The sequence below is a fragment of the Brevundimonas viscosa genome (assembly GCF_900116065.1).
GTDB lineage: Bacteria > Pseudomonadota > Alphaproteobacteria > Caulobacterales > Caulobacteraceae > Brevundimonas > Brevundimonas viscosa.
Genome location: NZ_FOZV01000004.1, coordinates 1 through 24,640, shown reverse-complemented (window position 1 = coordinate 24,640; position 24,640 = coordinate 1). Strand labels below are relative to the sequence as shown.

The 24,640-nt window shown below is 69.4% G+C and carries 39 protein-coding genes; 6 read left to right on the top strand and 33 right to left on the bottom strand.

Annotation, left to right across the window (positions count from 1 at the left end; all coding sequences use genetic code 11):
• Positions 1–3: 3 nt before the first annotated feature.
• Both BM333_RS08475 and BM333_RS08470 read left to right on the top strand, forming a co-directional pair.
• The gene (locus BM333_RS08475; protein ID WP_092309826.1) at positions 4–915 is read left to right on the top strand and encodes an ABC transporter ATP-binding protein; all 912 of its coding nucleotides are present in this window, start codon (positions 4–6) and stop codon (positions 913–915) included.
• A complete protein-coding gene (locus BM333_RS08470; protein WP_092309823.1) occupies positions 905–1,771 on the top strand; it encodes an ABC transporter permease subunit in 867 nt (288 codons plus the stop codon). Before BM333_RS08475 ends, BM333_RS08470 begins: the two co-directional genes overlap by 11 nt.
• A 112-nt stretch (positions 1,772–1,883) precedes the next feature.
• Here BM333_RS08470 and BM333_RS08465 read toward each other — a convergent pair whose 3' ends face one another.
• The 29 genes from BM333_RS08465 to rpsJ all read right to left on the bottom strand — a co-directional run bounded on the left by BM333_RS08465 (position 1,884) and on the right by rpsJ (position 17,556).
• Positions 1,884–2,369: a GNAT family N-acetyltransferase gene (locus BM333_RS08465; RefSeq protein WP_092309820.1), complete on the bottom strand. Its 486-nt coding sequence runs from the start codon at positions 2,367–2,369 to the stop codon at positions 1,884–1,886.
• A 97-nt stretch (positions 2,370–2,466) separates the two neighbouring features.
• Positions 2,467–2,886 (bottom strand): 50S ribosomal protein L17, encoded by a 420-nt coding sequence (gene rplQ / locus BM333_RS08460; protein ID WP_092309817.1) that lies wholly within the window; start codon positions 2,884–2,886, stop codon positions 2,467–2,469.
• Positions 2,887–2,992: 106 nt separating this feature from the next.
• On the bottom strand, positions 2,993–4,012 hold the full coding sequence (locus BM333_RS08455) for a DNA-directed RNA polymerase subunit alpha (RefSeq protein WP_092309813.1): 1,020 nt from the start codon (positions 4,010–4,012) through the stop codon (positions 2,993–2,995).
• An 87-nt stretch (positions 4,013–4,099) separates the two neighbouring features.
• On the bottom strand, positions 4,100–4,489 hold the full coding sequence (gene rpsK / locus BM333_RS08450) for a 30S ribosomal protein S11 (protein WP_092309809.1): 390 nt from the start codon (positions 4,487–4,489) through the stop codon (positions 4,100–4,102).
• Positions 4,490–4,505: 16 nt separating this feature from the next.
• On the bottom strand, positions 4,506–4,874 hold the full coding sequence (gene rpsM, locus BM333_RS08445; protein ID WP_092309806.1) for a 30S ribosomal protein S13: 369 nt from the start codon (positions 4,872–4,874) through the stop codon (positions 4,506–4,508).
• A gap of 140 nt (positions 4,875–5,014) precedes the next feature.
• Entirely contained in the window at positions 5,015–5,737 is a 723-nt protein-coding gene (locus tag BM333_RS16255; protein WP_281246042.1) for an energy transducer TonB, read from the bottom strand.
• Between the two features lie 66 nt (positions 5,738–5,803).
• A complete protein-coding gene (locus tag BM333_RS08435; protein ID WP_092309800.1) occupies positions 5,804–6,364 on the bottom strand; it encodes an adenylate kinase in 561 nt (186 codons plus the stop codon).
• Positions 6,365–6,389: 25 nt separating this feature from the next.
• Positions 6,390–7,769 carry a preprotein translocase subunit SecY gene (gene secY, locus BM333_RS08430; protein ID WP_092309797.1) on the bottom strand — a complete coding sequence of 460 codons (1,380 nt, stop codon included), beginning with the start codon at positions 7,767–7,769 and terminating at the stop codon, positions 6,390–6,392.
• 103 nt (positions 7,770–7,872) lie between these two features.
• Complete coding sequence (gene rplO / locus BM333_RS08425) at positions 7,873–8,466, bottom strand: 50S ribosomal protein L15 (RefSeq protein ID WP_092309794.1); 594 nt, start codon at positions 8,464–8,466, stop codon at positions 7,873–7,875.
• 215 nt (positions 8,467–8,681) lie between these two features.
• The gene (gene rpmD / locus BM333_RS08420; protein WP_092309791.1) at positions 8,682–8,876 is read right to left on the bottom strand and encodes a 50S ribosomal protein L30; all 195 of its coding nucleotides are present in this window, start codon (positions 8,874–8,876) and stop codon (positions 8,682–8,684) included.
• Between the two features lie 2 nt (positions 8,877–8,878).
• A complete protein-coding gene (gene rpsE, locus BM333_RS08415) occupies positions 8,879–9,481 on the bottom strand; it encodes a 30S ribosomal protein S5 (protein WP_092309788.1) in 603 nt (200 codons plus the stop codon).
• 12 nt (positions 9,482–9,493) lie between these two features.
• Entirely contained in the window at positions 9,494–9,850 is a 357-nt protein-coding gene (gene rplR / locus BM333_RS08410) for a 50S ribosomal protein L18 (RefSeq protein ID WP_092309785.1), read from the bottom strand.
• 3 nt (positions 9,851–9,853) lie between these two features.
• Positions 9,854–10,387, bottom strand: coding sequence for a 50S ribosomal protein L6 (gene rplF / locus BM333_RS08405; protein WP_092309782.1), 534 nt, complete (start codon positions 10,385–10,387; stop codon positions 9,854–9,856).
• A gap of 1 nt (position 10,388) precedes the next feature.
• Entirely contained in the window at positions 10,389–10,787 is a 399-nt protein-coding gene (gene rpsH, locus BM333_RS08400) for a 30S ribosomal protein S8 (RefSeq protein ID WP_092309779.1), read from the bottom strand.
• Positions 10,788–10,803: 16 nt separating this feature from the next.
• Positions 10,804–11,109, bottom strand: coding sequence for a 30S ribosomal protein S14 (gene rpsN, locus BM333_RS08395; RefSeq protein WP_092309776.1), 306 nt, complete (start codon positions 11,107–11,109; stop codon positions 10,804–10,806).
• A gap of 19 nt (positions 11,110–11,128) precedes the next feature.
• Positions 11,129–11,686: a 50S ribosomal protein L5 gene (gene rplE / locus BM333_RS08390; RefSeq protein WP_092309773.1), complete on the bottom strand. Its 558-nt coding sequence runs from the start codon at positions 11,684–11,686 to the stop codon at positions 11,129–11,131.
• Positions 11,686–11,994: a 50S ribosomal protein L24 gene (gene rplX / locus BM333_RS08385; protein WP_092309770.1), complete on the bottom strand. Its 309-nt coding sequence runs from the start codon at positions 11,992–11,994 to the stop codon at positions 11,686–11,688. The genes rplE and rplX overlap by 1 nt, the downstream gene beginning before the upstream one ends.
• A 2-nt stretch (positions 11,995–11,996) precedes the next feature.
• Complete coding sequence (gene rplN / locus BM333_RS08380) at positions 11,997–12,365, bottom strand: 50S ribosomal protein L14 (protein WP_055832151.1); 369 nt, start codon at positions 12,363–12,365, stop codon at positions 11,997–11,999.
• 18 nt (positions 12,366–12,383) lie between these two features.
• Positions 12,384–12,623 (bottom strand): 30S ribosomal protein S17, encoded by a 240-nt coding sequence (rpsQ, locus tag BM333_RS08375; protein WP_056450347.1) that lies wholly within the window; start codon positions 12,621–12,623, stop codon positions 12,384–12,386.
• Between the two features lie 10 nt (positions 12,624–12,633).
• A complete protein-coding gene (rpmC, locus tag BM333_RS08370) occupies positions 12,634–12,831 on the bottom strand; it encodes a 50S ribosomal protein L29 (RefSeq protein ID WP_092309767.1) in 198 nt (65 codons plus the stop codon).
• Entirely contained in the window at positions 12,831–13,271 is a 441-nt protein-coding gene (gene rplP, locus BM333_RS08365; protein ID WP_092309764.1) for a 50S ribosomal protein L16, read from the bottom strand. Before rplP ends, rpmC begins: the two co-directional genes overlap by 1 nt.
• A 3-nt stretch (positions 13,272–13,274) precedes the next feature.
• Complete coding sequence (gene rpsC, locus BM333_RS08360) at positions 13,275–14,030, bottom strand: 30S ribosomal protein S3 (protein WP_092309761.1); 756 nt, start codon at positions 14,028–14,030, stop codon at positions 13,275–13,277.
• Positions 14,030–14,410, bottom strand: a complete 381-nt coding sequence (rplV, locus tag BM333_RS08355; RefSeq protein ID WP_092309758.1) for a 50S ribosomal protein L22 — start codon at positions 14,408–14,410, stop codon at positions 14,030–14,032. The genes rpsC and rplV overlap by 1 nt, the downstream gene beginning before the upstream one ends.
• A gap of 3 nt (positions 14,411–14,413) precedes the next feature.
• The gene (gene rpsS / locus BM333_RS08350; protein ID WP_017506055.1) at positions 14,414–14,692 is read right to left on the bottom strand and encodes a 30S ribosomal protein S19; all 279 of its coding nucleotides are present in this window, start codon (positions 14,690–14,692) and stop codon (positions 14,414–14,416) included.
• A 3-nt stretch (positions 14,693–14,695) separates the two neighbouring features.
• Positions 14,696–15,529, bottom strand: a complete 834-nt coding sequence (gene rplB, locus BM333_RS08345; protein WP_092309755.1) for a 50S ribosomal protein L2 — start codon at positions 15,527–15,529, stop codon at positions 14,696–14,698.
• Between the two features lie 4 nt (positions 15,530–15,533).
• Positions 15,534–15,839 carry a 50S ribosomal protein L23 gene (locus BM333_RS08340; RefSeq protein ID WP_092309752.1) on the bottom strand — a complete coding sequence of 102 codons (306 nt, stop codon included), beginning with the start codon at positions 15,837–15,839 and terminating at the stop codon, positions 15,534–15,536.
• Positions 15,839–16,477, bottom strand: a complete 639-nt coding sequence (gene rplD / locus BM333_RS08335; RefSeq protein WP_092309749.1) for a 50S ribosomal protein L4 — start codon at positions 16,475–16,477, stop codon at positions 15,839–15,841. The genes BM333_RS08340 and rplD overlap by 1 nt, the downstream gene beginning before the upstream one ends.
• Positions 16,477–17,229 (bottom strand): 50S ribosomal protein L3, encoded by a 753-nt coding sequence (gene rplC, locus BM333_RS08330; RefSeq protein WP_092309746.1) that lies wholly within the window; start codon positions 17,227–17,229, stop codon positions 16,477–16,479. Before rplC ends, rplD begins: the two co-directional genes overlap by 1 nt.
• A 21-nt stretch (positions 17,230–17,250) precedes the next feature.
• Positions 17,251–17,556: a 30S ribosomal protein S10 gene (gene rpsJ / locus BM333_RS08325; RefSeq protein WP_003164367.1), complete on the bottom strand. Its 306-nt coding sequence runs from the start codon at positions 17,554–17,556 to the stop codon at positions 17,251–17,253.
• Positions 17,557–18,096: 540 nt separating this feature from the next.
• On the opposite strand from rpsJ, the gene BM333_RS08320 reads away from it, so the two are divergent.
• The gene (locus BM333_RS08320) at positions 18,097–18,867 is read left to right on the top strand and encodes a TonB-dependent receptor (RefSeq protein ID WP_092309744.1); all 771 of its coding nucleotides are present in this window, start codon (positions 18,097–18,099) and stop codon (positions 18,865–18,867) included.
• Between the two features lie 150 nt (positions 18,868–19,017).
• On the opposite strand, the gene BM333_RS08315 is transcribed toward BM333_RS08320, so the two are convergent.
• From BM333_RS08315 to BM333_RS08305, 3 genes are all read right to left on the bottom strand, one after another.
• Positions 19,018–19,899, bottom strand: a complete 882-nt coding sequence (locus BM333_RS08315) for a GIN domain-containing protein (protein ID WP_092309741.1) — start codon at positions 19,897–19,899, stop codon at positions 19,018–19,020.
• 100 nt (positions 19,900–19,999) lie between these two features.
• Complete coding sequence (locus tag BM333_RS08310) at positions 20,000–20,941, bottom strand: hypothetical protein (protein ID WP_092309738.1); 942 nt, start codon at positions 20,939–20,941, stop codon at positions 20,000–20,002.
• Positions 20,938–22,071: a GNAT family N-acetyltransferase gene (locus BM333_RS08305; protein WP_092309735.1), complete on the bottom strand. Its 1,134-nt coding sequence runs from the start codon at positions 22,069–22,071 to the stop codon at positions 20,938–20,940. The genes BM333_RS08310 and BM333_RS08305 overlap by 4 nt, the downstream gene beginning before the upstream one ends.
• A gap of 145 nt (positions 22,072–22,216) precedes the next feature.
• Here BM333_RS08305 and BM333_RS15930 point away from each other — a divergent pair, with 145 nt between their 5' ends.
• From BM333_RS15930 to BM333_RS08295, 3 genes are all read left to right on the top strand, one after another.
• Entirely contained in the window at positions 22,217–22,381 is a 165-nt protein-coding gene (locus BM333_RS15930; RefSeq protein ID WP_177221845.1) for a hypothetical protein, read from the top strand.
• Entirely contained in the window at positions 22,378–23,133 is a 756-nt protein-coding gene (locus tag BM333_RS08300; protein WP_092309732.1) for an SGNH/GDSL hydrolase family protein, read from the top strand. Before BM333_RS15930 ends, BM333_RS08300 begins: the two co-directional genes overlap by 4 nt.
• A gap of 67 nt (positions 23,134–23,200) precedes the next feature.
• Complete coding sequence (locus BM333_RS08295; protein WP_092309729.1) at positions 23,201–24,244, top strand: L,D-transpeptidase family protein; 1,044 nt, start codon at positions 23,201–23,203, stop codon at positions 24,242–24,244.
• Between the two features lie 149 nt (positions 24,245–24,393).
• Here BM333_RS08295 and BM333_RS08290 read toward each other — a convergent pair.
• Positions 24,394–24,640, bottom strand: a 247-nt coding sequence (locus tag BM333_RS08290) for an elongation factor Tu (RefSeq protein ID WP_483861817.1), incomplete at its 5' end; no start/stop codon positions are given.

Below are 24,640 nucleotides of genomic sequence, written 5' to 3'. Positions count from 1 at the left end.
CCCATGACCGCCGTCATCGAAACCCGTGGGCTGACCAAGACCTACGGAGCCGTGCGCGCCCTCGACGGGCTGGACCTCAGCATTCCGCGCGGCGGGGTCTACGGGGTGCTGGGACCGAACGGGGCCGGCAAGTCGACCCTGTTCCGCATCCTGCTGGGCCTGATCCGGGCCACCCAGGGCGAGGCGCGGGTCATGGGCGGGTCGGTCAACGAGATCAGCCATATGCGCCGCATGGGCTCGATGATCGAGACGCCGCGCTTCCCGCCCTACATGACGGCGCGACAGGTGCTGCGCTGGCTGGCGCTGGAGCACGGCATCGGCGGCTCGGCCGACATCCCGCACTGGCTCGCACGGGTGGGCCTCAGCGAAGCCGCTGACCGCAAGGTGCGCGGCTTCTCGGTCGGCATGATGCAGCGGCTCGGGGTCGCCGCCGCCCTGATGAGCCGGCCCGAGCTGGTCATCCTCGACGAGCCGACCAGCGGCATGGACCCGCCCGGCATCCAGGAGATGCGCGCCCTGATCCGCTCGCTCGCGACGGACGACGGCGTCACCGTGGTGCTTGCCAGCCACCAGCTGCTGGAGGTGCAGCGGGTCTGCGACCGCGTCGCCATTCTCAACAAGGGCCGGCTGGTGCGCGAGGGCTCGGTCAGCGAACTCACCGCGGTCGGCGAGCGGCTGCGCCTCGCCGCCGGCCCGGTCGAGCGGGTGCTGGAGGCGCTGGGCGCCAAGGGCAGCCGCGACGGCGACGCCGTGCTGGCCGACGTGTCCCGCGCCGAGGGGCCGGCCCTGATCCGCGCCCTCGTCGAACAGGGCGTCGACATCCACGAGGCCCGCTGGGTCGGCGCCGACCTGGAGTCCATCTTCTTCTCGGAAACGGGCGCGGTGCAGGCTCCGGAGACGATCCATGCTGTTTGACGCGCTCGCCGCCGAAACCCACCGCCTGCTGCGCAATCGCCTGACGGTGTTCTGGAGCGTGGTGTTCGTGCCGCTGATGTTCGCGGTCGGCGGGGTGATCTACCACCTCGTCAACAAGGCCCAGGGCGACGCCGCCGCAGCCGCCGCGGGCCTGCCCACGACCGGGGCGGGGTCGCCCCTCAACCTCGCGGAGTTCCTCACCTTCGGAGCCAACCAGACCGCCAATGGCGCGCTGATGACCTTCATGCTGATCGCCGCCGCGACGGTCTATGCCGGCGACTACCGCTGGGAGACGTGGCGACTGATCAGCGCCCGCAACACCCGCACCGCGCTGATCCTCGGCAAGGTCGGCACGATGAAGCTGATGGCCGTGGCCGCCTCCGTGGCCATGCTGGTCGCGGCCTTCGTCTACTATCTCGCCCAGGCGCTGGTGTTCGAGCGGCCGCCGACCTTCTCCCTCGGCGCCGCCGAGGCCGGAGACGCCGCCCTGATCTGGCTGCTGTCGTTCGTGCGGATGGTCCAGTACGGCCTGGTCGCTCTGCTCACGGCGGTCGTCACCCGCTCGCTGCTGGCCGCCCTGTTCGTGCCCTGGGCGCTGGGGTTCGGCCAGTCGATCCTCGGCGCCCCGCCGGTGATGATGCTGTTGAAGCTGCATCCCGACGGCTGGCCCGCCCAGCTGCTCATGCCCGGCCTCGCCTACGACACGCTGAAGAGCCTCGTCTCGCCCGGCGCGGCGCGGGTCATGTCGACCGAGGCGGCGCTCTGGCCGGCGCTGGCCAGCCTGGCCTTGTGGTGCGTGGTCCCGCTCGGCCTGGCCCTGCTGCTGTTCCGGCGGCAGGACCTGTCGAAAGAGTAGGCGCCTGCTCCGGGGACATGTCCACCATGTCATCCCCGTCCACCATGTCCCCTGCGGACTGTCCCCCAAGTCGCCTCTGCGAAGTCGCGCAAGTCCACCCCGACTTGAGCCTTCAGCCGCCTGGCGTCAGCCGCTTCTCCATCCACACGTCGGCGCGGACGTAGGGGCTGGGGCGCGGCGGCAGGTCGACGAAGCCGAAGCTGCGGTACAGCGCGCCGGCCGGCTTCAGCGTGCTGCTGGTCTCGAGGTACAGCCGCGGCGCCCCGGCGGCCCGGGCCGCGGCCTCGCAGGCTTCCAGCAGCCGGCGTCCCAGCCCGAGACCCCGCGCGGCCGGCGAGACGGTCATCTTGGCCACCTCGAAGCCGCCGTCCTGCATCGGCATCAGCGAGCAGCAGCCGATCGCCTCGCCGTCCCGCTCGGCCATGAAGATCCGCCCGCCGGGGGCCAGGATGGCGCCCTCCGGATCGCCGATCACCTTGCGGTCCTTGGCTTCCACGACGAAGCCGCCTTCGGCCAGCCAGGCCTCGTTCAGCGCCTTCCAGGCGGCGGCGTGGCCGGGCCGGTAGTCGACGATGGCGACGGTTTGGTCAGGGGTCATGGCGGCCTCCTCCCCGATCTGGTGATGTTTCGCGCAGCGAAAAGGGCGGCGGATCGTTCGACCCGCCGCCCTTCCGTTGCCCCGACGAGGAAGCCGATCAGGCTTCGTCGTCGCCCTCGAACGCCTGGACCGGACCCGAGTCCTTGCCCTTGGCGTCCACGTCCCGGTCGACGAACTCGATCACGGCCATCGGCGCGTTGTCGCCGTGGCGGTAGCCCGCCTTCATGATGCGGATGTAGCCGCCGTTCCGCTCCGCGTAGCGCGGCGCGATGGTCTCGAACAGCTTGCCCACCTGGGTCACGTCGCGCACCTGGCTGATGGCCTGGCGGCGGGCGTGCAGGTCGCCCTTCTTGCCGAGCGTGACCAGCTTCTCGACGAAGGGCCGCAGCTCCTTGGCCTTGGGCAGGGTCGTCGTGATCTGCTCGTGCTTGATCAGCGAGGCGGCCATGTTGGCGAACATCGCGGTGCGGTGGCTGGCCGTGCGGCCGAGCTTGCGATAGGCGGCGCCGTGGCGCATCGGGGTCTCTCCTACTCAACCCTGGTTTCCGCGATACCGCCGCGGACCTTGGGCTCTCTCATTCTAACCGCTCCGCGGTCCGGGGACCTTGGGCGGAGGGTTGAAACTAGATCTGGTCGTCGAACTTCTTGGCCAGGTCTTCGATGTTCTCCGGCGGCCAGTTCGGCACGTCCATGCCGAGGCTGAGGCCCATGGTCGCCAGCACTTCCTTGATCTCGTTCAGCGACTTGCGGCCGAAGTTCGGGGTGCGAAGCATCTCGCCCTCGGTCTTCTGGATCAGGTCGCCGATGTAGACGATGTTGTCGTTCTTCAGGCAGTTGGCCGAACGAACCGACAGTTCCAGCTCGTCGACCTTCTTCAGCAGGGCCGGGTTGAAAGGCAGGTCGGGCTTGCCGTCGGCGGCTTCCACAGCCTTCTTCGGCTCGTCGAAGGTGATGAAGATCTGCAGCTGGTCCTGGAGGATGCGCGAGGCGTAGGCCACGGCGTCCACCGGCGAGACCGCGCCGTTGGTTTCGACTTCCAGCACCAGCTTGTCGTAGTCCAGCGACTGGCCCTGGCGGGTCGGCTCGACACGGTAAGCGACACGCTTGACCGGCGAGTACAGGGCGTCGACGGCGATCAGGCCGATCGGCGCGTCTTCCGGGCGGTTGAACTCCGAGGCGACGTAGCCCTTGCCGTTCTGGACGGTCAGCTCCATGCGCACCGAGGCGCCGTCGTCGAGGGTGCAGATCACGTGATCGGGGTTCAGCACCTCGATGTCGGCCGGGACCTCGATCTGGCCGGCGGTCACCGGGCCGGGGCCGGTGGCGCGCAGGGTCATGCGCTTCGGACCCTCGGCGTGCATGCGCAGGGCCAGCTGCTTGATGTTCAGAACGATGTCGACGACGTCTTCCCGCACGCCTTCCAGCGACGAGAACTCGTGGACGACGCCGTCGATCTGGATGGCGGTCACCGCCGCGCCTTGCAGCGACGACAGGAGAACGCGGCGCAGGGCGTTGCCGAGCGTCACGCCGAAACCGCGTTCGAGGGGCTCGGCGACCAGGCGCGCCTTGCGCTGCGGGTCGGTGCTCGCCTCGATCTGCGGCTTCTCGGGACGGATCAGCTCTTGCCAGTTACGTTCGATCATAGGTGTCCCTCGAAACGGGTTTCGCCGATCCCCCTCGCCTCGTCAGGAAAGGCGGGACCGGCGCAGAAAGGTACTCGACGTCGTCGCTTAGACGCGGCGGCGCTTGGGCGGACGGCAGCCGTTGTGCGGCATCGGCGTCACGTCGCGGATGGTCGTGATCGTCATGCCGACCGACTGCAGGGCCCGCAGGGCCGACTCGCGGCCCGAACCCGGACCCGAGACGTTGACTTCCAGCGTCTTCACGCCGTGCTCGGCGGCCTTCCGGCCGGCGTCCTCGGCGGCCATCTGGGCGGCGTACGGGGTCGACTTGCGCGAACCCTTGAAGCCCATGTGGCCGGCCGACGACCAGGAGATGGCGTTCCCCTGCGCGTCGGTGATGGTCACCATGGTGTTGTTGAAGCTGGCGTTCACGTGCGCCACGCCCGAGGTGATGTTCTTGCGTTCGCGGCGCTTAACGCGACCCGGTTCCTTGGCCATCGGTCAGGTCTTTCTCTTACTTCTTCTTGCCGGCGATCGGCTTGGCCGGACCCTTGCGGGTGCGGGCGTTGGTGTGCGTGCGCTGGCCGCGGACCGGCAGGCCCTTGCGGTGACGCAGGCCGCGATAGCAGGCCAGGTCCATCAGGCGCTTGATGTTCATCGAGGTCTCGCGGCGCAGGTCGCCCTCGACGGTGTGGTCGCGGTCGATGGTCTCGCGGATCTGCAGGACCTCGGCGTCGGTCAGCTGGTTCACGCGGCGCGCCGGCTCGATGCCGACCTTCGACGTGATTTCCTTCGCAGCGGCCGGGCCGATGCCGTGGATGTACTGAAGCGCGATTTCGACGCGCTTGTTGGTCGGGATGTTGACGCCAGCGATACGGGCCACGAAGCTCTCCAGATACGCGTGTGCGGACGCAACAAACGCTCCGGTCAACAGACCAGGAGCGTTACGCGCCCTTCGCGGAAGCGCGCCTTATACAGGGGATTCAGCTTCCGTCAACGGGAGACCGGCCCGCGACGCGGACTCTAGCGCCGCGGCGGACCGAACTCCACGCCGAAGACGCCGCGCTGGCCCGCGACCGGCTGCCCGCCCCGGAGCGGGGGCCGCACCCGGAAGTAGCCGGCCGAGCGAAGCGCCGCCTCGCCGAAGCCCATGCCGGCCGGCGTCTCGCGCAGCAGGCGGCAGTTCTCCAGCCGCTGGTCGAGGCGGATCTCGCACGACATCTCGGCCCGGCCCGACTGACGCGCGGCCAGGGCGGCGCGCGGGTGTTCGCGGCGCACCTCGGCCAGGCTGGGTCCGCGTACGATCATGAACGGCATGCCCGAGCCGGGGCCGGAACCCTCGCCCTCGCCGCTCCCCGTGCCGGTCCCCTCCCCGCCCTGACCGAAGCCGGGCGTGGGAGACGGCGCCGGCGCGACGCCGACGGTCAGGTCCGGCGCGGGCGCCTGCACGGGCGGCGCCGGCAGCTCCGGTCGCGCCTCGGGTCGCGGCGGCGGCGTATGGATGCGCGAGGCGGCTGCGGGGGCGCCGCCCCCGGCCTCCGGCGCGGGCCTGGAGGGCGGCGGCGGGGGTTCGGGCGGCGGCGGCCGGAAAAGCACCGCCTCGATCACCGGCGGCAGCATCGCGGGCGGCGACGGCTGGGTGCGCGCGATGACGAGGAAGACGCCGACGTGCAGGGCGGCGATGGCCACAGCCACGCCGAGGTTGCGCACCGGCGGGCGTCTCAGGGTCTGCAGGGCGATGCTCACACGCGGACTGTGCCACATGGGCCATGAACGCGTCGGAGGCCGAAAGGTCAGCCGCCGTTCAGCTGGTCAGGCCAGGGCGGCGTCCAGCGCCTCGGACACCTGGTCGATCGAGCCCATGCCGTCGATCTCCACCAGCTTCCCCTGCGCCTGATAGTAGGGCAGCAGCGGCGCGGTGTTGCGGTTGTAGACCGCCAGCCGCTCCCGGAAGGTGTCGGGATTGTCGTCGGCCCGGCCCTGTTCGGCGAAGCGCTTGCCGATGCGCGCGGTCAGCGCCTCGTCGTCGACGCACAGGCGGACCACGCGGTCGATCTGGCGGCCCCGTCCGGCCAGCATGGCGTCCAGCGCCTCGGCCTGGGCGACGGTGCGCGGGAAGCCGTCGAAGATGGCGCCGCCGGCGGCTTCCGCCTCGGGCAACCGCGCCTCGATCAGGGCGATGACGATCTCGTCGGTGACCAGGTCGCCGCGCGCCAGCACGTCCTTGACCTTCAGGCCCAGCTCCGAGCCCGAGGCGATCGCGGCGCGCAGCATGTCGCCGGTCGACAGCTGGACCATGCCGCGGGTGTCGACCAGACGCTTGGCCTGGGTGCCCTTGCCGGCCGCGGGCGGCCCGAACAGGATCAGGTTCATCGTCGCCCTCCCCGAGCGTAGGTGATCAGCGACGCGCCGGCGCCGTGGTCCCGCGGCCGCGGCCGCGCAGCTTGGCCTTCTTGATCAGGCCTTCGTACTGGTGCGCCAGCAGGTGCGACTGGATCTGGGCCACCGTGTCCATGGTCACCGACACGACGATCAGGATCGAGGTGCCGCCGATGATCGCCGGCCCCATGCCGGAGTTGGCCATCAGCATTTCCGGCACCAGGCAGACGGCGGTGATGTAGGCGGCGCCGATCACGGTCAGGCGGGTCAGCACATAGTCGAGATACTCGGCCGTCCGCTTGCCCGGACGGATGCCCGGCAGGAAGCCGCCGTACTTGCGCAGGTTCTCGGCCGTGTCCTCCGGATTGAAGGTGATCGAGGTGTAGAAGAAGGTGAAGAAGATGATCAGCGCGCCGTAGAAGATCATGAAGACCGGCCGGCCGTGTTGCATCTCGGCCGTGACGACCGGCAGCCAGCTCATCCACGACGGCAGATCGGCGTTGGCGGTCATCTGCGCCACCGTGGTCGGCAGCATCAACAGCGACGAGGCGAAGATCGGCGGGATGACCCCGGCGGTGTTGACCTTCAGCGGCAGGAACGAGCGCTCGCCCCCGGCCATGCGGTTGCCCTCCTGGCGCTTCGGATACTGGATCAGCAGCCGGCGCTGGGCGCGCTCCATGAAGACGATGAAGACCACCACGGCGACGGCCATGGCCACGAAGAACAGCAGGGTGAAGGCCGAGATCTGGCCTTCCTGGGCGAGGCCGAACATGCGGGCGATGGCGCCCGGCAGCACGGCGACGATGCCGGCGAAGATGATCAGCGAGATGCCGTTGCCGACGCCGCGGGCGGTGACCTGCTCGCCGAGCCACATCAGGAACATGGTCCCGCCGGTCAGGACGGTGATGGTCGAGACGATGAAGAACAGGCCCGGCTGGTCGATCAGCCCCGGCTGGGCGTTCAGGCCGATGGCGATGCCGCCCGACTGGAACAGCGCCAGCACCACGGTGAGGTAGCGGGTGTACTGGTTCAGTTGCTTGCGGCCGCTCTCGCCGCCTTCCTTCTTCAGCTTCTCCCACGGCGGATACACCGCGCCGAGCAGCTGCACGATGATCGAGGCCGAGATGTAGGGCATCACGTTCAGCGCGAACACGGCCATGCGCTCGACGGCGCCGCCCGAGAACATGTTGAACATGTCCAGGATGCCGCGCTGGCCGTCGGGGTTCTGGAAGAACTGCAGGAAGGCTTCGGCGTTGATGCCGGGGATCGGCACATAGGTGCCGATCCGGTAGACCAGCAGGGCCATGAGCGTGAACAGCAGACGCTTGTGCAGCTCGGTCGCGCGGGCGAACGAGCCCATGTTCATGTTTGCTGCGAGTTGTTCGGCGGCCGAAGCCATGTGTCGTCACCCCGACTGATCAGAACGCGGCGCATCCGACCCGAAGTCGCCGCCTGCGTCCAGATAGGAGAAGGGCGCCCCCGTGGCGAGGGCGCCCGTCAGCTTATTTCGCCGCCGCGGTCCGGCGGGCGCGGGCCGACACCTTGTTGGCGCCGCCCTTGGGGGCCTTCGGCGCCGGAGCCTTGCCCTTGGCGGCGTTGCGCTTCTCGACGCGCGCCGCGGCCTTGGCCTCGGCCTCGATGCGCTGCTGGGTCACCGTGCCGCCGGCGGCCTCGATGGCCTTCACGGCGCCCGAGGAGGCCGACCAGACCACCAGGTTCAGCTTGGCCTTCAGCTCGCCGGTACCGAGCACGCGAACGCCGTCCTTGACGCGGCGGATCACGCCGGCGGCCACCAGGGCCTCGCCGTTGATCTCCTTCTTGGCGTCCAGCTTCTTGGCGTCGACGGCATCCTGCAGACGCCACAGGTTGACCTCGGCAAGCTTCAGGGCGCCGGGGTTGTTGAAGCCGCGCTTGGGCATACGCATGTACAGCGGCATCTGGCCGCCTTCGAAGCCCAGCAGGCTGACGCCGGTGCGGGACTTCTGACCCTTGACGCCGCGGCCCGAGGTCTTGCCCTTGCCCGAACCCGGGCCCCGGCCGACGCGCATGCGCTTCTTGTGGGCGCCTTCGTTGTCGCGGATTTCGTTCAGTTTCATGTGCCTGATCCTTTCGGGTGCTAGCGCCCGCTCGACGAGCGGACTCGGCTGGTTGGCTTCGCCCTCCCCGTCCGGGGAGGGTGGCCGCGAAGCGGCCGGGTGGGGGCGCCGTAACAGCCACCCCCGGAACGCAATGAAGGGCGGCCTATAGCCGCCCCCACCCGATCGCCGCAAGCGGCGATCTTCCCTCCCCCTGCAGGGGGAGGGAGATTTCGTTACTTCTCGACCACTTCCACCATGTGGGCGACCTTGGCGATCATGCCGCGGACCGCCGGGGTGTCCTCGAGGGTCGTCTCGCGACCCACGCGGTTCAGGCCGAGGCCGACCAAGGTGGCGCGCTGGTCGGCCTTGCGGCGGATCGGCGAGCCCGTCTGGCGGACGGTGACGGTGGCTTGTTCTTTCTTGGCCATGATCAGCTCTCGATGGCTTCGGGCGCCGAGGCGCCGTCGTTGCGACGACCCATCAGGTCCGCGACCTTCTTGCCGCGCTTGGACGCGACCTGGCGGGGCGAGGACTGGACCTTCAGGGCTTCGAAGGTGGCGCGGATCATGTTGTAGGGGTTCGACGAGCCGGTCGACTTGCCCACGACGTCCTGGACGCCGAGGGTTTCGAGGACCGCGCGCATCGGACCGCCCGCGATGACGCCGGTGCCCGGAGGGGCCGCGCGCATCATGATCTTGCCGGCGCCCCAGCGGCCCTGACCGTCGTGGTGCAGGGTGCGGTTCTCGCGCAGCGGCACGCGGATCATCGTCTTCTTGGCTTCTTCGGTCGCCTTGCGGATGGCTTCCGGCACTTCGCGCGCCTTGCCGTGACCGAAGCCGACGCGGCCCTTGCCGTCGCCGACGACCATCAGGGCCGCGAACGAGAACCGGCGGCCGCCCTTCACGGTGGCGGCGACGCGGTTGATGTGCACCAGCTTCTCGACGATGTCCGAGTCCGGACCATCGGCGGCGGGAGCGTTGCGGTTGTCGCGACGGTTGCGGTCGCCGCCGCCGCGGTTGGGTTCACGAGCCATGCTTCTCGTCCCTTAGAAGTTCAGGCCGGCTTCGCGCGCGGCCTCCGCCAGGGCCTTGACCCGGCCGTGATAGATGTAGCCGCCGCGGTCGAAGACGACGTCCTTGACGCCCTTCTCGATGGCGCGCTCCGCGATCAGCTTGCCGATCTTGGCGGCCGAGGCGACGTCCGAACCCTTCGAACCCTTGCCGCCTTCCAGCGACGAGGCCGAGGCCACGGTGACGCCCTGGGCGTCGTCGATGATCTGGGCCGAGATGTTCTTGTCCGACCGGTAGACCGACAGGCGCAGGCGGCCGTTGGCCACGGCCTTCAGGCGGCGACGGGTGCGCTCGGCGCGACGCTTGGCGTTTTGCTTGAGAGTGGTGGCCATGGCTTACTTCTTCTTGCCTTCCTTGCGGCGCACGGTCTCGCCCGCGTAGCGGACGCCCTTGCCCTTGTAGGGCTCCGGCGGACGCAGCTTGCGGATGACGGCGGCGATCTGGCCCACGGCCTGCTTGTCGCTGCCCGAGATCTTGATCTCGGTCTGCTTCGGCACGGCGAAGGTCACGCCCGCCGGCGGATCGATGTCGACCTCGTGCGAGAAGCCGAGCTGCAGCGACAGCTGGCTGCCCTTCATCGCCGCGCGGTAGCCCACGCCGACCAGCTCCAGCGTCTTGTCGAAGCCGGTGGTGACGCCGGTGACCATGTTGTCGACCAGGGTCCGCGACAGGCCCCACATCGCGCGGGCGCGCGGGGTGTCGGAACGCGGGGTCAGCGACAGCTCATCGCCTTCCTGCTTGACCTCGATCTCTTCGGCGACGGTCCAGGTGCGCTCGCCCTTGGGACCCTTCACCGACACGGTCTGGCCGTCGAGCGAGACGGTCACACCCTTCGGGATCGCGATGGTTTTCTTGCCGATACGGGACATCTTAGTAGACCCTGCAGAGAACTTCGCCGCCCACGTTGGCCTCGCGGGCCGCGGCGTCGGACATGACGCCCTTGGACGTCGAAAGGATCGAGATGCCGAGGCCGTTCTTGACCGGCTTCAGGTCGCTGATGGCCGAGTAGACGCGACGGCCGGGCTTCGACACGCGGCTGATCTCGGCGATCACCGGGGCGCCGTCGAAATACTTCAGCTCGATCTCGAACTGCGGAAACTCGCCCGGGTTCTGAACCAGGTTGTAGCCGCGGATGTAGCCTTCGTCCTGCAGCACGTCGAGGACGCGCTGGCGCAGGCGCGAGGCCGGGGTCAGCACCTTCGAACGCTTGCGGGTCGCGGCGTTCTTGATGCGGGCGATCATGTCGCTCAGGGGATCGTTGATCATCATGACTGTCTGTCTCCCCTTACCAGCTCGACTTCGTCAGGCCGGGGATCTGACCCAGGTTGCCCAGCTCACGCAGGGCGATCCGGCTCATCTTCAGCTTGCGATAGTAGGCGCGCGGACGGCCCGTCACCTCGCAGCGGTTGCGGATGCGGTTCGGCGCCGAGTTGCGCGGCAGCTGCGCCAGCTTCAGGCGCGCCTCGAAGCGCTCCTCCAGCGGCAGCGACTCGTCGTTGGCGGTCGCCTTCAGGGCGGCGCGCTTGTCGGCGTACTTCGCGACGAGGGCCTTGACCATCTCGTTGCGGTTCACGGCGGACTTCTTAGCCATTGTTCTCTTCCCTTCCCGCTCAGTTCACGAACGGGAACTTGAACTCGGTGAGAAGGGCCTTGGCCTCCTCATCGGTCTTGGCCGTGGTGCAGACAACGATGTCCATGCCCCACATCTGGTCGATCTGGTCGTAGTTGATCTCGGGGAACACGATGTGCTCCTTCAGACCGGTGGCGTAGTTGCCGCGACCGTCGAACGAGGTGCCCTTCAGGCCCCGGAAATCCTTCACGCGCGGAAGCGCGATGGTGATGAACCGGTCCAGGAACTCGTACATCTGGTCGCCGCGCAGGGTGACCTTGCCGCCGATGACCATGCCTTCGCGCAGCTTGAAGCCGGCGATGGAGTTGCGGGCCTTGGTCGGCACGGCCTTCTGGCCGGCGATCGCGGTCAGGTCCTTGAGGGCGGCGGTCGCCTTCTTGGAGTCGGCCACGGCTTCGCCGATGCCCATGTTCAGGACGATCTTGTCCAGCTTGGGCACCTGCATCTCGTTGGTGTAGCCGAACTTTTCCTTCATCGTCTTGCGGATGCGCGAGACGTATTCGGACTTCAGCCGCGGGGTGTATTTCTCGGTAGCCATCAGATGACGTCTCCCGTCGTCTTGGCGAAGCGGACCTTCTTGCCGTCTTCCTCGCGGAAGCCGACGCGGGTCGGCTTGCCGCTGGCGTCGGCGATCGCGACGTTCGACAGGTGAAGCGACGCTTCCTTGTTCTTGATGCCCCCTTGCGGGTCCATCTGGGTCGGGCGGGTGTGGCGCTGGACCATGTTGATCCCCTGCACCACCACGCGGTTTTCGGTCGGAAGGACCTTGAGGACCTGGCCGGTGCGGCCCTTGTCCTTGCCGGTCAGGACGACGACGTTGTCGCCCTTCTTGATCTTGGCGGCCATGGTTACAGGACCTCCGGAGCCAGCGAGATGATCTTCATGTGGTTCTTGGCGCGCAGCTCGCGCGGAACCGGGCCGAAGATGCGGGTGCCGACCGGCTCGTTCTGCTTGTTGACGATGACGGCGGCCGACTTGTCGAAACGGATGACAGAGCCGTCCTTGCGCATGATGTCCTTGGCGGTGCGCACGACGATGGCGCGAACGACGTCGCCCTTCTTCACGCGGCCGCGCGGGATCGCTTCCTTCACCGAGGCGACAATGGTGTCGCCCACCGAGGCGTAGCGGCGCTTGGAGCCGCCCAGCACCTTGATGCACATGACCCGGCGAGCGCCCGAATTGTCGGCCACCTCCAGGTTAGTTTGCATCTGGATCATGGGATCCGATCCTTCTTCTTACGAAGCCGAGGCGGGCAGGACTTCCCACCGCTTCAGCTTGGACTTCGGGGCGCACTCGACGATGCGGGCCAGGTCGCCGACCTTGAGGGCGTTGGCTTCGTCGTGGGCGTGGTACTTCTTGGACAGACGGACGGTCTTCTTCAGGACCGGGTGCAGCAGGGTGCGCTCGACCTTGACGACGACGGTCTTGTCGCCCTTGTCGGAGACGACCACGCCTTCGAGAATTCGCTTCGGCATCTTCGTTCCCTTAAGCGACGGTCCGCTTCTCACGCAGCAGCGTGGAGATGCGGGCGATGTCCTTGCGCACTTCCGAGACCCGGTGGGTCTTTTCCATCTGGCCGGTGGCGGCCTGGAAGCGCAGGTTGAACTGTTCCTTCTTGAGCTTCAGCAGCTCGTCGGACAGCTGGTCGGCGGTTTGCGACCGGAGATCGGCGATCTTGGTCATCAGGCAGCGGCCTCCGTATGGGCGACGCCGGCGTCGAGGCGGGTGACCACCTTGGTGCGCACCGGCAGCTTGGCGGCGCCGAGGCGCAGCGCCTCGCGGGCGATGTCGTCCGGCACGCCGTCGATTTCGAACAGGATGCGGCCCGGGTGGCAGCGCGCGGCCCAGTGGTCCACGGCGCCCTTGCCCTTGCCCATCCGGACTTCCGCCGGCTTGCCGGTGACCGGCAGGTCCGGGAACACCCGGATCCACACCCGGCCCTGACGCTTCATCTGGCGGGTGATCGCGCGGCGGGCCGCCTCGATCTGACGCGCCGTGATGCGTTCCGGCTCGACCGTCTTCAGCCCGTACGAGCCGAAGTTCAGCGAGAAGCCGCCCTTGGCCGCACCGTGGATGCGGCCCTTGAAGGCCTTGCGGTACTTGGTCTTCTTCGGTTGCAGCATGACTTAGCTCTCACGTCCCCGGTCGCGACGCGGACCGCGGTCGCCGCGGGGGCCGCCGCGCTCGCGGCCTTCATTCGACGACGGACCCGAGGCTTCCTGGGCCCAACGCTTGTCCTGGGCCATCGGATCGTGCTCGAGCACTTCACCCTTAAAGACCCAGACCTTCACGCCGATGATGCCGTACGTCGTCTTCGCTTCGTAGAAGCCGTAGTCGATGTCGGCGCGCAGGGTGTGCAGCGGCACGCGGCCTTCGCGATACCACTCCATCCGCGCGATCTCGGCGCCGCCGAGGCGACCCGACACGTTGATGCGGACGCCCTTGGCGCCCAGGCGCATGGCCGACTGCATCGCGCGCTTCATGGCGCGACGGAAGGCGATCCGGCGTTCCAGCTGCTGTGCGATGTTCTCGGCGATCAGCTGGGCGTCGGTCTCGGGCTTGCGGACTTCGACGATGTTCAGGTGAACCTCGCCTTCGGTCTGGGCCGCGATGTCCTTGCGCAGCTTCTCGATGTCGGCGCCCTTCTTGCCGATCACGACGCCCGGACGGGCGGCGTAGATCGTCACGCGGCACTTCTTGTGCGGACGCTCGATGATGATGCGCGACACGCCGGCGGCCGACAGGCGCTCCTTCAGCCACTCGCGCAGCTTCAGGTCCTGGTGCAGCAGCTTGGCGTAGTCGGCGCCGCCGGCGAACCAGCGGCTGTCCCACGTGCGGTTGACGCCGAGCCGCAGCCCGACCGGATTGACTTTCTGACCCATCAGGCGGCCTCGCCGGCTTCACGGACCACGATGGTGATCTCGCTGAACGGTTTCAGGATGCGCGACGAACGACCGCGAGCACGGCTCGCGAAACGCTTCATCACCAGGTTCTTGCCCACGAAGGCCTCGGCGACGACGAGGTTGTCGATGTCGAGGTTGTGGTTGTTCTCGGCGTTGGAGATGGCCGAGTACAGGACCTTGCGGACGTCGGTGGCGATGCGCTTGCGGCTGAATTCCAGCTCGTTGAGCGCCTTCTGCACCGGCAGGCCGCGGATCGAGGCGGCGACCAGGTTCAGCTTCTGGGGGCTGATCCGGACGTTCACCAGCTTGGCGCGGGCTTCGGTCTGGCCGACCCGACGGGGATTCTTGGTCTGGGCCATCGGTTACTTCCTCTTGGCCTTCTTGTCCGCCGCGTGGCCCGGGAAGTTCCGGGTCGGGGCGAACTCGCCGAGCTTCATGCCGACCATCTCCTCGGAGACGGACACCGGCACGTGCTTCTGGCCGTTGTGGACGCCGAACGTCAGACCGACGAACTGCGGCAGGATGGTGGAGCGGCGCGACCAGGTCTTGATCACGTCCTTGCGGCCCGACGATTGAACGGCGTCGGCCTTCTTGAGCAGATACCCGTCGACGAACGGGCCTTTCCAGGAGGAGCGGGCCATCGGTTAGCGAGCCTTCTTCACGTGACGGCTACGGATGATGAACTTGTCCGTGGCCTTGTTCTTGCGGGTGCGGGTGCCCTTGGTGTCCTTGCCCCACGGCGTGACCGGCGTACGGCCGCCCGAGGTGCGACCCTCACCACCACCGTGCGGGTGGTCGATCGGGTTCATGGCCACGCCGCGGACGTGCGGACGGAAGCCCATGTGACGCTTGCGGCCCGCCTTGCCGAGGTTCTGGTTCATGTGGTCGGGGTTCGACACCGCGCCCACCGTGGCCATGCAGCCGTCCAGCACCATGCGCAGCTCGCCCGAGCCGAGGCGGATCTGGGCGTAGCCCTGGTCGCGGCCGACCAGCTGGGCGTAGGCGCCGGCCGAACGGGCCAGCTGGGCGCCCTTGCCCGGCTTCATCTCGATGTTGTGGATGATCGTACCCACCGGCATCGAGCGGAGCGGCATGGCGTTGCCCGGCTTCACGTCGACGCGCTCGCCGGCCACCACCGTGTCGCCCGCCTTCAGGCGCTGCGGCGCGATGATGTAGGCCTTTTCGCCGTCCTCATAGGTGATGAGGGCGATGAAGGCGGTCCTGTTCGGATCGTACTCCAGGCGCTCGACCGTCGCCGAGGCGAACTTGCGACGCTTGAAGTCGATCTTGCGGTACAGGGTCTTGGCCCCGCCGCCGCGGAAGCGGACGGCCACGCGACCGCCCTGCCCGCGACCGCCCGACTTGGTCAGGCCTTCGACGAGCGACTTTTCCGGACGGCCCTTGTGGAGCTCCGAGCGGTCGATCAGCACCAGGGCGCGGCGGCCCGGCGAGGTCGGATTGTAGGTCTTCAGAGCCATCGGTTCAGAGCCCCGTGGTGACGTCGATCGACTGGCCTTCGGCCAGCGTCACGATCGCTTTCTTGATGTCGACCCGACGGCCCATGATGCCGCGGAAACGCTTGGTCTTGCCCTTCTGGACGAGGGTGTTGACCTTCAGCACGTTCACCTTGAACAGGGCCTCGACCGCCGCGGCGATCTCGTCCTTGGTGGCGTCGTCCGCGACGCGGAAGACGACCTTGTTCTGTTCCGACAGGATCGTGGCCTTCTCGGTGATCACCGGAGCCAGGATGGTGTCGTAGTGACGGGCGGTGGGTTGAGCGCCGGCCATTACGCGGCCTCCTTCTCAGAGAAGCGCGCCTCGATCGCCTCGACGGCGGCCTTGGTCAGCACCAGCTTGTCGGCCCGCAGGATGTCATAGACGTTCAGGCCGGCGTTCGGCAGCACGTCGATGTGCGGGATGTTGCGCGCGGCCAGGCCGAAGTTCGCGTCGACTTCCGGACCCGCGATGATCAGGGCCTTGCTCCAGCCCAGCTTGCCGAACTGCTCGCGCAGCTTGGCGGTCTTGGGCTCCTTGACCGAGACGGTGTCGACGACCACCAGGTCGCCGGCCTTCGCCTTGGAGGACAGGGCGTGCTTCAGGGCCAGGGCGCGGACCTTCTTCGGCAGCGAGAAGCCGTGCGAACGGACCACCGGGCCGAAGGCGCGCGAGCCGCCGACGAACTGCGGCGCACGGCGCGAACCGTGACGGGCGCCGCCGGTGCCCTTCTGCTTGTACATCTTCTTGCCGGTGCGAGAGTTCTCGTTCCGGGTCTGGACCTTGTGGGTGCCGGCGCGGCGCTTGGCCAGCTGCCAGTTGACGTAACGGGCCAGCAGGTCGCCGCGGATGTCGGTGATGCCGAAGACGGCGTCCGACAGTTCAACGTCGCCCGAGGCCTTGCCGTCGAGTTTGATGACCGAGAGTTTCATTACGCTTCACCGCCTTCGGTCGCTTCGACGGCCGGGGCTTCTTCAGCCGGGGTCTCAGCGGGTTGAGCAGCGGCCTTGTTCGACTTGACACCGGCCGGGAACGGGGCGTCGGCCGGACGGGCCTTCTTGATGGCGTCGCGAACCTTGACGTAGCTGCCGTCGTGGCCCGGGACGGCGCCCTTGACCAGGATCAGGCCACGCTCGGCGTCCACGCGGACGACGGTCAGGTTCTGCTGGGTGACGGTTTCCTGGCCGAGGTGGCCGGCCATCTTCTTGCCGGGGAAGGTGCGGCCCGGATCTTGGCGGTTGCCGGTCGAACCGTGCGAGCGGTGCGAGACCGACACGCCGTGGGTCGCCCGCAGGCCGCCGAAGTTCCAGCGCTTCATGCCGCCGGCGAAGCCCTTGCCGATGGTCAGCCCCTGGATGTCGACCTTCTGGCCGGCGACGAAGTGGTCGGCCGACAGCTCGGCGCCCACGTCGACGAGGCCTTCCGCGTCGACGCGGAACTCGGCCACATAGGCCTTCGGCTCGACTTCCGCCTTGGCGAAAGCCTCCCGCTGGGCCTTGTTGGTGTTCTTGGCCTTCTTCATGCCCGCGCCCAGCTGCAGGGCGACGTAGCCGTCCCGCTCCTGGGTTCGCTGGCCGACGACCTGGCAGCCGTCGAGCTGGAGCACAGTGACCGGAACGTGCGCGCCGTCATCGGCGAACACGCGGGTCATGCCCAGCTTCTTGGCGATCACGCCCGTACGCATGTCGGATCCCGCCCTTCTCGATTAAATCTTGATCTCGACGTCCACACCGGCGGACAGGTCGAGCTTCATGAGCGCGTCCACGGTCTGCGGGGTGGGGTCGACGATGTCGAGCACGCGCTTGTGCGTGCGGATTTCAAACTGCTCGCGCGACTTCTTGTCGACGTGCGGCGAGCGGTTCACGGTGAACTTTTCGATCAGGGTCGGCAGCGGGATCGGACCGCGAACGGTCGCGCCCGTGCGCTTGGCGGTGTTGACGATCTCGCGCGTCGAAAAGTCGAGGACGCGGTGATCGAAGGCCTTCAGCCTGATGCGGATGCTCTGATCCATATCGGTTGTTTTTCCCAAGCGGTCGGTGGACCGCGTCCCTGTGAACCATTTCAAAGACCGGAGCCTTTCGGGCTCGAGAGCCCTCAGGGTACGCACGTCCGCAAAAACGATCGGCCCACGCGGAAGCCCGCGAAGGCCGTTGAAGTCCTGAAGCGCTGCAAAGAACAGGTACTCAGGTCGTCCCTGCGAACCGCGTCTGCACCCGGAGGTGCACAGCCGGTCCAACAAGAGTGGGGGCTTATGACCGGCGATTCCGCTTCCGTCAAGCGGCGAAACCGTGGCGGCGTCGGATGCCGGCCTTCCCCGCTCTCAAGGAGACGAGGATGCCGCCCCCGGCCCCAATTCTGACCGCGGCGTGAGACTCCGCCGCTTTCCGTCCGCACGCCTGCCGCTCCGGCGCCACAATGCGTGGCGCGCTCGCCACAACGGTCACAAGCCGTTGTTTCGTGACAGCTTTGTAATAGCCACGCTGGAGACGGCGCTGATAGCCCCGCCGTCCGCAGCGCGACTCCCCGCCGCTGCGAGCAAGGAAAAACAAGAATGAAGTCTCTCTTCCTCGCCACCGCGGCCGTCGCCGCCTTCGCCGCCGCGCCGGCTCTCGCCCAGGACGGCGTGGGTTCGTTCGGCGTCACCTACTCGAACGTGGACCTCGAGCTCGCCGGTCTGGACGGCGAGGCCGAGTTCGCCGCGATCGACGCCGCGGTCGCCACGCCGATCACCGCTGACTGGACCGTCACCCTGGACGGCGCCTTCCTGTACGCCTTCGATGACGCGCTCGGCTCCGACGCCAGCAACGTCAACGGCCGCATCCACGCCAGCCGCACCTTCGGCGCGACCCGCTTCGGCGCCTTCGCCGGCGGCCAGGAGGTCGGCGACGAACAGCTGTGGAGCTTCGGCGCAGAGGCCCAGCACTACATGGACAAGCTGACCCTGACGGGTTCGCTCGCCTATGAGACCATCGACGGCACGGACGCCGACATCTGGAGCCTGGGCGGCGACGCGGCCTACTACGTCTCGCCGAAGTTCCGCGTGAACGGCGGCCTCGGCTACCACACCGCCGATCTCGGCGGCGGCGTCGACACCGACGCCTGGTCGGCCAACGTCGGCGGCGAATACCAGATCGCCGACACCGGCATGAGCGTCACCGGCGGCTGGACCCACAGCGAGCTGGAAGACCTTGACCTGACCGTCGACACCCTGTCGGTCGGCGTGCGCTTCTCGTTCGGCGGCGACCTGCGGGCCCGCGAGCGCGCCGGCGCCGACCTCGGCCGCACGGTGGCCGGTCTGGGCGCGGCCGTCGGCGCCCTCTAGGCCGACGCCTCGCTGATGCAGAAGGCCCCGGCGGAGCGATCCGCCGGGGCCTTCTTTTGTTTGTTGCGGTGGAACCCGGTCGTCGGACGCGAAAAAGGCCCGGGGGGTTCCACGCTCCCGGGCCTTCTCGCTCGCGGCGGCCGAGGCGGATCAACTGCCGATGCGAACGTCCCCGCCGCCGACGATCGAGCGGCTGACGGAACCGGTGGCGCGGGCGATGTCCACGTCCCCGCCGCCCATGATCGACACGTCGACGTCGCCAGCCACCCCGCCGAACTCGACATCGCCGGAACCGGCGATCGAGATGTCCACCGTCGGGGCGGACCCGGCGCGGACCTGCACGTCGCCGGAGCCGCCGATGGACACGTCCATGGAGCCGTCGATGCGGGCGACCACGACATCGCCGGACCCGCCGATCGCGACATCCAGTTCTCCCGTGGAGCCGGCGGCCACCGATCCGGAACCGCCGATGGCGATGTCGAGGCGGGTCGACGTCCCGGCGCGCATGTCGCCCGATCCGCCGATGCTCAGCGACAGCGGCCCGTCCACGTTGGCGATGTCCCAGGCGCCGCAGCCGCCGTTGCCGAGCTCGACCGAGGTCGCGCCCCTGCCCACCGAGCCGAACACGGCGCCCGAGGCGTTCACGTCCACGGCGCGCGGCGTCCGGATGACGATCAGCGGCGCGTCCGCCAGGCTGACCCGACCGACCCCGCGCACCTCGGCCGAGGCGCCCTCGCCCGCCCGGCCCGTGCCCGGACCGGTGTTGCAGCTGCGGATGTTGTCGCCGCCGAACCAGCCGCGGCGGCGCAAGCCGCCGTCGATGCGGATCTCGTCGCGCTCGCGGGTGACGCGGATCGCCGGCAGTTCCGACGTCCCCTGTTCGACCTCGACGGCGATGTCGGTGCGATCCTCGATCACGACGGCGACCCGGGCCACGGCGTGGCGGATCTCGACGCTGGGCTCCTTGGCGAGCGCCGGCCCGGCGAGGGCGGCCGCGGCGACGGCGGATGCGACTACGATCGCGGGCTTCATGGGGAACCTCCCTGTCCGAATGTGAGGGGAAGGTGCGTCCGGCCCACGGCCAAGTCACTTTAAATCGAGGTCATGACCTCGTTGTAAGGATGAGGCGCCGTCAGCGCATCGCCAGCGGCGCGATCAGCCCCTTGTCCGGCGGCGGCGGGGCGTCGCCCAGTTCGAAGGCCCGCTCGTAGGACTCCAGTCGGGTCTTCACCAGCCCCATGCGGCGCAGCGCCGTCGACGCGCCCCACAGCGCCGCGCGCGCCGCCATCGGCGCCCGGTCGGCCGGCAGCACCGGCGCGCCCCAGCGGCGCAGCACCCCGTTGGCGAAGTGGGCGCCGTTGGTGATGCGGGAGGTCCAGGTCTGGTAGTCGCAGGAGAGCGAGACGTTGAAGCTGCCCAGGTTCTCGATCCGGTGCGGCGCGTGCAGCGGCCAGGCCACGGCCATGCCGGGCGTCAGGTCGAACACCTCGGCGGCCGCGTCCATCTCGCGCCGGTAGGGCAGATCCTCGGTTTGCTGCTCCATGACGATGTTCTCCATCGACCGGCTGGGCATGTGCGCCTCGTCGACGGGATAGATCCAGATGCGCTTTTCGCCGCGCAGGTGGAACAGGGTCACGCCCGGCGGATCCGCGTGGAAGGGCACCTTGGCCTGGGGCGCGGACGGGATCAGCTGGCCGGTGACCTGCACGGGACGGAAGCCCGGGACCTGCTCGGACAGCTCGGCGAACACCCGCTTCATCGCCGCGCCCAGCTCGGGCCAGTGGTCCTGGATGCGGCGCATCTGGATCCACACCCGGCCGGCCTTGACCGCCTCCAGCAGGGCCGCGCCGGGCCGGTCGCCCTTGGTCCCGGTCTGCAGCAGCGCCTGGTCGTCGGCGTCGTAGTGGAAGATGTTGATGTCGAACAGCTCGGCCGGATGCCGCTCCAGCTGCGCCGCCAGCCGGTCGTCGCCGAACAGGCCGGTGTCCAGCAGCCGGTGGGCGTAGGTCATCGGTGTCCGCCCGAAGGCGGCGCGCCGGCCGGCGTCGAACTCCGGAATCAGGCGCTCGGTCATGCGGAGGCTCCCAGGGTCTTGCGGGCGGCCGCCGCGGCCGCCCCCGCCGCGCCGGCCCACCAGTCGGCGGCGCGGGTCTCGCAGGCATTGATGATGTCGAAGCGACGGCCGAGGCTTTGCTGGAAGCGCCGCACCGGGGCCGGCCCGGAGGCCAGCATCCGTTCCGCCAGCCCCGCCAGATCCGGGCCGCCGCTCCGGACCGCCCCCTCGAACACCGCCCCCGACGGCTCGGACAGGGCGGACTTGTAGCCCTCCTCGCCGGCCCCGAAGTCGACCAGGCTGTAGCCGTCCTCCGCGGCCTGCTCGAGCTCGCGCCGGGTCAGCAGGGTGCCGGGCCCGTAGGCGCTGAAGGCGGGGTCGTAGGTCGGGAACCACAGGTGCAGGGTGCGGCGGTCGTCCAGCGACGCCTCGGCGGCGACCAGCGTCCCGTCGGCCTTGCGCAACGATGTCACCCGCACGCCGAAGCCGTCCGGATGCATGGCGTGCAGTCGGCGCAGCAGATCGACCGTCCAGCCGCAGGCGAAGACGTCGTGCCGGCGGGTGCGGCGGTACTGGGCCCGCTTGTGGCCCACGATCCACTCCAGCACCGCCGGATCGCGGTCGTCCCACGCGAACACCGGCGCGCCGTGATCACGCTCGAAGCCGCGGCCCAGCCGGCGCATGTTCTTGAAGAAGCGGTGGCTGCGGGCCTCCAGGCGGTCGCACAGCGCCTGCCGACCGCCGGTGACGTCGGTCGCCATGCGGGCCTTGCGCACGAAGCCCGGCGCCTCGACCGGGGAGACGATCCAGCCGCCGACGCGCAGCGTCCCGCCCAGCCGGCGCGCCAGCGCGTCCGGCGTCAGCCGGTCGGCCGGAGCGGCGACGACGCCGTGATAGTCGCTCAGCGGCGCGCCGAGCGGCTGGATCAGCCGGCCGCGCCGCTGGAAGGGAAAGAAGGCGACCGCCGCTTCGGCCCGGCGGAACACCGCCACGGCCGCGCCGGGGACGTCCGCCGCCGCCAGGGCGAACCGCGGGTCCAGATACGGATGGTCCAGCGCGGGATCGGCCGCCCGGATCGCCTCCCAGGCGGCCCGGTCATGCGGGCGCAGGGCGTCCGGCCGGATGATCTCCAGGTCCAGCTGTTCGGTCATGGCTCCCCGGGGGCGACGTCTCGCGACCCGGGCATCCTGCTCCCGGCGCCGTTGCGGTACGGTTTAGGGGATTGGTGAACGAGATGCTGCGGAGCCGGCGCCGCGCCCGGGCGTTGCCCTGGCTGTACAAGAACGGAGCCCCGCCATGTCCGACCGTGACCCCGGCCGCCAGAACGAATACGAGGAGGAGCGCCGCCCGCCCCGCGATGGCGAACCGCCCCGCCCCGCCCAGGAGCCCGAGGGTTCCGAGGGCTCCTCCAACTCCGGCGACACCGCCGTCGATCCCGCCACCGGAACGCCCAATCCTTGAAGTCCGCCCGTCTCGCCCTCGCCGCCCCGCTCAGCGTCCTCGCCCTCCTCGCCGTCGCCCCCGCCGTTGCGCAGACGGCGCCCGCCGCCTGCCCGGTTAGCGCCGCGCACGTCGTCGCCAACGACGGGCTGACGCGCAGCCGCGCCGCGGTCGCCGCCGGCCGGCTGACCGTCCTCGCCATGGGTTCCTCCTCGATCGAGGGCGTCGGCGCCAGCCGGCCCGAGCTCGGCTTCGCGCCCCGGCTGGAAGCCGGGCTCGAGCGCCGGCTGCCCGGCGTCGAGGTGACCGTGGTCAACCGGGGGATCGGCGGCGAGACGGCGAAGGAGACCGCCGACCGGCTGGCCCGCGAGACCGCCGCCGTCCGGCCGGACCTGGTGATCTGGCAGCTGGGAACCAACGACGTGCTGCGCGACCGGTCGATGGACGACGTCTTCGCCGATTTCCGGCGCGGCCAGGGAATTCTCGACGCGGCCGGCGTCGACGTGCTGCTGGTCGATTCCCAGCGCCTGCCCGAGGCGACCGACAACCCCTCGTTCCGCGGCCGCAACCCGGCCCTGGCCGAGATGGCCCGGCTGATCGCCCTGGAAGGCGGCCGCAAGCGCTACGCCGTGCATGGCCGCTTCGCCGCCATGGCGGACTGGGGCGGACTGGAGCGCGGCGGCGTCGGCCCCGACGACCTGCACCTCAACGACGCCGGCTACGCCTGCTGGGCCGAGGTCGCCGCCGAGGGCCTGGCCGCCGCCCTTCGCTGAGGCCGGCCGGGAACGCCTGGCCGCGCGAGGAATTGGCTTGGGGTCTCCCGCAACCGCCCCGGAACCCATGCGTCTGATCCTCGCCTCGACCGCCCTCCTCGCCCTCGCCGCCTGCGGCGCACCCGACCCGGAGGCCTCCCCCGCGGCGTCGGACCGCGCTGCGGCCGCGTCCCCGATCTTCACCGCGGAGGAGATCGACCGGGCCCTGCCCGCAGCGGCGACGCCGGACCCGGCGGCGCCGTCAGGGGAGGCTCCCGACGCCCCCGCCGCGGCGCGCCCCGATCCCGGACTGGTGCGCCTGCAGATCCTCCTCGACCGTTCCCGCTTCTCGCCCGGCGTCATCGACGGCCTGCGCGGCGAGAACACCCGCCAGGCCGTGGCCGCTTTTCGCAAGGCCGAGGGTCTCGAGGGCGACGCCATCGACGACGCCCTGATGCAGCGGCTCGCCGCCGCCGACCCGCGCGCGGCCACGACCAGCTACGTGCTCACCGCCGAGGACCTCGCGGGGCCGTTCAGCCCGCCTCCCTCCGACGACCTCGCGACCCAGGCCCGGCAGGGCGTGCGCTACACCGGCCCGCGCGAACGCCTGGCCGAGCGCTTCCACATCACCGAGGCCCTGCTGCAGGCCCTGAATCCCGGCGTCGACTTCCGCACCCCCGGCCAGCGCCTGCTCGTGCCGGCCGTGGGCGATCCGGCGCTGCCGGCGGTGGCCCGCATCGTCGTCGACAAGACGGAGCGCGCGCTGCGGGCCTTCGACGACGCGGGCCGACTGGTCGCCTTCTACCCCGCCAGCATCGGCTCGGAGACCAATCCCGCCCCGTCCGGAACGCTGCGGGTCAACGGCGTCGCGCCCGAACCCGACTACACCTTTGACCCCGACGAACTGAGCTACGGCTCGGGCGACGAGACCGTCGTCGTGCCCCCCGGCCCGAACAATCCGGTCGGCTCCGTCTGGATCGACCTGTCGCGCGACGGCTACGGCATCCACGGCTCGCCGGACCCGGCGAAGATCGCCAAGACCGCCTCGCACGGCTGCGTGCGCCTGACCAACTGGGACGCCGAACAGCTGGCCGCGGCGGTGAAGCCGGGGGTGGAGGTGCGGTTCATCTAAGGGGGCCTGGGCTCGCGACGCGGTCGCTCGCGGCTCGAGGCCCATAGCGAAACGGCCCCCGGATCGCTCCGGGGGCCGCTCTGTCTTCAGTCTCGCGTCACGCGCTCAAGCAGCGAGCGACCGCGTCGCGAGCGATAGCGCCCTTGGCGTTACTCCGTGATCTTGGAGACCACGCCGGCTCCGACCGTGCGGCCGCCTTCGCGGATGGCGAAGCGGAGCTTCTCTTCCATGGCGATCGGGGTGATCAGCTCGACGTTCAGCTCGGCGTTGTCGCCGGGCATGATCATCTCGACGCCTTCCTTCAGGTGCACGATGCCGGTCACGTCGGTGGTGCGGAAGTAGAACTGCGGACGGTAGTTGGTGAAGAACGGGGTGTGACGGCCGCCCTCTTCCTTG

What these genes read in the sequence shown, in the direction of transcription:
- BM333_RS08310 (WP_092309738.1), bottom strand. Translation starts at nt 20,941, where the DNA reads ATGACCGAGCGCCTGATTCCGGAGTTCGACGCCGGCCGGCGCGCCGCC.
- BM333_RS08475 (WP_092309826.1), top strand. Translation starts at nt 4, where the DNA reads ATGACCGCCGTCATCGAAACCCGTGGGCTGACCAAGACCTACGGAGCC.
- rpsS (WP_017506055.1), bottom strand. Translation starts at nt 14,692, where the DNA reads ATGGCCCGCTCCTCCTGGAAAGGCCCGTTCGTCGACGGGTATCTGCTC.
- BM333_RS08320 (WP_092309744.1), top strand. Translation starts at nt 18,097, where the DNA reads ATGAAGTCTCTCTTCCTCGCCACCGCGGCCGTCGCCGCCTTCGCCGCC.
- rplP (WP_092309764.1), bottom strand. Translation starts at nt 13,271, where the DNA reads ATGCTGCAACCGAAGAAGACCAAGTACCGCAAGGCCTTCAAGGGCCGC.
- rplC (WP_092309746.1), bottom strand. Translation starts at nt 17,229, where the DNA reads ATGCGTACGGGCGTGATCGCCAAGAAGCTGGGCATGACCCGCGTGTTC.
- rpmC (WP_092309767.1), bottom strand. Translation starts at nt 12,831, where the DNA reads ATGACCAAGATCGCCGATCTCCGGTCGCAAACCGCCGACCAGCTGTCC.
- BM333_RS15930 (WP_177221845.1), top strand. Translation starts at nt 22,217, where the DNA reads ATGTCCGACCGTGACCCCGGCCGCCAGAACGAATACGAGGAGGAGCGC.
- BM333_RS08455 (WP_092309813.1), bottom strand. Translation starts at nt 4,012, where the DNA reads ATGATCGAACGTAACTGGCAAGAGCTGATCCGTCCCGAGAAGCCGCAG.
- secY (WP_092309797.1), bottom strand. Translation starts at nt 7,769, where the DNA reads ATGGCTTCGGCCGCCGAACAACTCGCAGCAAACATGAACATGGGCTCG.
- rpsJ (WP_003164367.1), bottom strand. Translation starts at nt 17,556, where the DNA reads ATGGATCAGAGCATCCGCATCAGGCTGAAGGCCTTCGATCACCGCGTC.
- rpsK (WP_092309809.1), bottom strand. Translation starts at nt 4,489, where the DNA reads ATGGCCAAGGAACCGGGTCGCGTTAAGCGCCGCGAACGCAAGAACATC.
- rpsQ (WP_056450347.1), bottom strand. Translation starts at nt 12,623, where the DNA reads ATGCCGAAGCGAATTCTCGAAGGCGTGGTCGTCTCCGACAAGGGCGAC.
- BM333_RS08470 (WP_092309823.1), top strand. Translation starts at nt 905, where the DNA reads ATGCTGTTTGACGCGCTCGCCGCCGAAACCCACCGCCTGCTGCGCAAT.
- rpsE (WP_092309788.1), bottom strand. Translation starts at nt 9,481, where the DNA reads ATGGCTCGTGAACCCAACCGCGGCGGCGGCGACCGCAACCGTCGCGAC.
- rplN (WP_055832151.1), bottom strand. Translation starts at nt 12,365, where the DNA reads ATGATCCAGATGCAAACTAACCTGGAGGTGGCCGACAATTCGGGCGCT.
- rplD (WP_092309749.1), bottom strand. Translation starts at nt 16,477, where the DNA reads ATGAAACTCTCGGTCATCAAACTCGACGGCAAGGCCTCGGGCGACGTT.
- rplX (WP_092309770.1), bottom strand. Translation starts at nt 11,994, where the DNA reads ATGGCCGCCAAGATCAAGAAGGGCGACAACGTCGTCGTCCTGACCGGC.
- BM333_RS08435 (WP_092309800.1), bottom strand. Translation starts at nt 6,364, where the DNA reads ATGAACCTGATCCTGTTCGGGCCGCCCGCGGCCGGCAAGGGCACCCAG.
- rplB (WP_092309755.1), bottom strand. Translation starts at nt 15,529, where the DNA reads ATGGCTCTGAAGACCTACAATCCGACCTCGCCGGGCCGCCGCGCCCTG.
- rplR (WP_092309785.1), bottom strand. Translation starts at nt 9,850, where the DNA reads ATGGCCACCACTCTCAAGCAAAACGCCAAGCGTCGCGCCGAGCGCACC.
- rpsH (WP_092309779.1), bottom strand. Translation starts at nt 10,787, where the DNA reads ATGATGATCAACGATCCCCTGAGCGACATGATCGCCCGCATCAAGAAC.
- rplE (WP_092309773.1), bottom strand. Translation starts at nt 11,686, where the DNA reads ATGGCTACCGAGAAATACACCCCGCGGCTGAAGTCCGAATACGTCTCG.
- rpmD (WP_092309791.1), bottom strand. Translation starts at nt 8,876, where the DNA reads ATGGCCAAGAAAGAACAAGCCACCGTCACCGTCCGCCAGACGGGCTCG.
- rplO (WP_092309794.1), bottom strand. Translation starts at nt 8,466, where the DNA reads ATGAAACTGAACGAAATCCGCGACAACGAAGGCGCCCACAAGAAGCGC.
- BM333_RS08340 (WP_092309752.1), bottom strand. Translation starts at nt 15,839, where the DNA reads ATGGCCGGCGCTCAACCCACCGCCCGTCACTACGACACCATCCTGGCT.
- rplF (WP_092309782.1), bottom strand. Translation starts at nt 10,387, where the DNA reads ATGTCCCGTATCGGCAAGAAAACCATCGCGATCCCGAAGGGTGTGACC.
- rpsN (WP_092309776.1), bottom strand. Translation starts at nt 11,109, where the DNA reads ATGGCTAAGAAGTCCGCCGTGAACCGCAACGAGATGGTCAAGGCCCTC.
- rpsC (WP_092309761.1), bottom strand. Translation starts at nt 14,030, where the DNA reads ATGGGTCAGAAAGTCAATCCGGTCGGGCTGCGGCTCGGCGTCAACCGC.
- BM333_RS08315 (WP_092309741.1), bottom strand. Translation starts at nt 19,899, where the DNA reads ATGAAGCCCGCGATCGTAGTCGCATCCGCCGTCGCCGCGGCCGCCCTC.
- rplV (WP_092309758.1), bottom strand. Translation starts at nt 14,410, where the DNA reads ATGGCCCAGACCAAGAATCCCCGTCGGGTCGGCCAGACCGAAGCCCGC.
- BM333_RS08465 (WP_092309820.1), bottom strand. Translation starts at nt 2,369, where the DNA reads ATGACCCCTGACCAAACCGTCGCCATCGTCGACTACCGGCCCGGCCAC.
- BM333_RS08305 (WP_092309735.1), bottom strand. Translation starts at nt 22,071, where the DNA reads ATGACCGAACAGCTGGACCTGGAGATCATCCGGCCGGACGCCCTGCGC.
- BM333_RS08295 (WP_092309729.1), top strand. Translation starts at nt 23,201, where the DNA reads ATGCGTCTGATCCTCGCCTCGACCGCCCTCCTCGCCCTCGCCGCCTGC.
- rplQ (WP_092309817.1), bottom strand. Translation starts at nt 2,886, where the DNA reads ATGCGCCACGGCGCCGCCTATCGCAAGCTCGGCCGCACGGCCAGCCAC.